The sequence below is a fragment of the Acidithiobacillus sp. TH-A35 genome (assembly GCF_057473505.1).
Window position 1 is genome coordinate 1 of the sequence record NZ_JBYCKR010000092.1, and the last position, 2,714, is coordinate 2,714.

Annotated in this window: 3 protein-coding genes; all 3 read left to right on the forward strand. The window is 59.3% G+C overall.

Annotated features, from left to right (window positions below; translation table 11 throughout):
* On the forward strand, positions 1 to 1,617 hold a 1,617-nt coding region (gene metE / locus AC2VNK_RS03485; protein ID WP_486882811.1), incomplete at its 5' end, for a 5-methyltetrahydropteroyltriglutamate--homocysteine S-methyltransferase.
* A gap of 162 nt (positions 1,618 to 1,779) precedes the next feature.
* Positions 1,780 to 2,409, forward strand: coding sequence for a carbonic anhydrase (locus AC2VNK_RS03490; protein WP_486882812.1), 630 nt, complete (start codon positions 1,780 to 1,782; stop codon positions 2,407 to 2,409).
* A gap of 9 nt (positions 2,410 to 2,418) precedes the next feature.
* Positions 2,419 to 2,714: SulP family inorganic anion transporter (locus AC2VNK_RS03495; protein ID WP_486882813.1), on the forward strand; the 296-nt coding region annotated here is incomplete at its 3' end.

Consider the following 2,714-nt stretch of genomic DNA (forward strand, 5'->3'; position numbering starts at 1 on the left):
CTGGATACGGCCTACCAGACACTAAGCAAGGGCAAATCGCCCAGGATACTACTCGCGGCTTACTTCGAATCCGTTGCCGATCATGCCAAACAGCTCAAGGCCCTGCCCGTCGCTGGCTTGCATCTTGATCTGCGCCGTGCGCCGCAGCAGTTGAACAGTTTCCTCACCGACTACCCCGCCGACAAGGTGCTCTCCCTCGGTGTCGTCGACGGTCGTAACGTCTGGCGCGCTGACCTCGATGCCGCACTGGAACTCCTGCAGCCCGCCCACCAGCAGCTCGGCGACCGTCTCTGGGTCGCACCGTCCTGCAGCCTGCTGCATACGCCCGTAGATCTGGATCAGGAGACGGAGCTGGACGCTGAACTGAAGTCCTGGCTCGCCTTCTCCGTGCAGAAGCTGGACGAAGTCGCCGTCATCAGCCGCGCCCTGGACAAAGGCACGGAGTCGGTGGCCCAGGAACTGGCTGCCGCCCGCGCCGCCGTCGCGTCCCGCCGCAGCTCGCCGCGCATTCACAACCCCGCCGTCGCTCAGCGCCTTGAAGGCTTGGGTAAGGATGACGGTCAGCGCAACAGTCCCTTCCCGGCGCGGGAAGCGGCACAGCGGGCGCGCTTCAAACTACCCGCCTTCCCGACCACCAGTATTGGCAGCTTCCCCCAGACCCCGGAAATCCGTAAGGCCCGTTTGCAGAATCGCAAAGGCGAGCTGAGCAATGCCAATTACCAGAAGGCGATGGAAGCGGAAATCGCTCTGGTGGTGAAGGAGCAGGAGCGTCTCGGTATTGACGTGCCCGTGCATGGCGAGCCCGAGCGCAATGACATGGTAGAGTACTTCGGCGAGCAATTGTCCGGATTTGCTTTTACCCGCCATGGTTGGGTGCAGAGTTACGGTTCGCGCTACGTCAAGCCGCCGTTGATTTTCGGTGATGTCTCTCGCCCCACCCCGATGACGGTGGCCTGGAGCAAGTACGCCCAGTCCCTGACCAAGCGGCCAATGAAGGGCATGCTCACCGGCCCGGTGACCATCCTGCAATGGTCTTTCGTCCGTGATGACCAGCCCCGCGAACGTACTGCGTTGCAGATCGCTCTGGCCATCCGCGATGAGGTCAAGGACTTGATTGATGCAGGCATCGGCATCATTCAGATCGACGAGCCAGCCTACCGTGAAGGTCTGCCCCTCAAGCGCAAGGATTGGGATCAGTATCTCAACTGGGCGTCGCGCGCCTTCCGCATTTCGGCGCAGATCGCCCCCGATGATGTGCAGATCCACACGCACATGTGCTACTCGGAGTTCAACGATATTCTGCCCGCCATTGCGGCCATGGATGCCGACGTGATCACCATTGAGACCTCACGCTCGCAAATGGAATTGCTGGACGCTTTCGCAACCTTCAACTACCCCAACGAAATCGGACCGGGCGTCTATGACATCCACTCCCCACGCGTACCCAGCGTCGAAGAGATGGTGGGCCTGATGGAAAAGGCGGTAAAGGTGGTCCCCGCCGAGCGCCTGTGGATCAACCCCGACTGCGGCCTGAAAACCCGCAAGTGGGCGGAGGTCACCCCGGCGCTGGAGAACATGGTCGAGGCGGCTCGCCAGATTCGTGCCCGTCACGGCTGAAATGCGTCACAAGCAGCACGAAGGAGCCCCCTTTGGGGGCTTTTTTGTGACCATTTTCCAACATTATCAAATGGCTTGATAGTTGTTGAGACTTGTTGATAAAGTCCAAGGCGAGGTCGCGTTTTCATCCGAATTTCATCTGATAACGAGGGAGTGGTAGCCATGAATAACAACGTGATCGACGCCATGATCGACGGCTTCAAGGATTTCCACCACACCTATTATGAGGAACGGCCAAACTTTTTCGATACCCTGGTGGAGAAAGGGCAAAACCCAAAAGTCATGCTGATAGGCTGTTCCGATTCCCGAGTCACACCTACGTCACTCTACGGCAGCGAGCCCGGAGACATTTTTGTGGTGCGCAACGTCGCGAATCTCGTTCCTCCGGCGGAGCAAGACGGCCATCTTCATGGCACCAGCGCAGCGGTGGATTTTGCGGTTAGTCACCTGGAGGTGGAACACATCATTATCAACGGTCACTCACACTGCGGTGGCATGAAAGCGCTATTGAACGGCACTGAAGGCAAGTATGTCGGCCCCTGGGTGGAAATCGCCAGAGATGCCCATTCTGACGTGATGCGGGAATATGCTGATGCCAGCCCCGAAGAACAGGCGCGCGCCCTCGAAAAAGCCAGCATTCTGGTTTCTCTGGAGAATCTGCTGACCTTTGACAGTGTGCGTCGCCGCGTGGTGCGGGGTGAACTGCAGTTGCATGGCTGGTACTTCGACATGGAAGAAGGGGCCATCCTCGCCTACAACGTGGGAAAACAGAAGTTCGATCGACTCGCCTGAGGACACAGCATGGAAAACACTGTGAACCTTTCGCCCCTCAAAAATTTGCGCGCCGATGTGCCCGCCGCGGTGGTCGTGGCCCTGGTGGCGATGCCGCTCTGCCTCGGCGTAGCTTTGGCATCAGGGACACCGCTGATCGCCGGACTTATCGCCGGCATTATGGGCGGTGTACTGGTCCCCTTGTTCAGCCGTTCGCAACTGGCCGTCAGCGGTCCGACGCCGGCCATCGTCGCCACGGTTCTGGTGGCCATGCAAACTTTACCGAGTTTCTCCGCTTTTCTGCTGGCGGTGGTCATCGCCGGGGT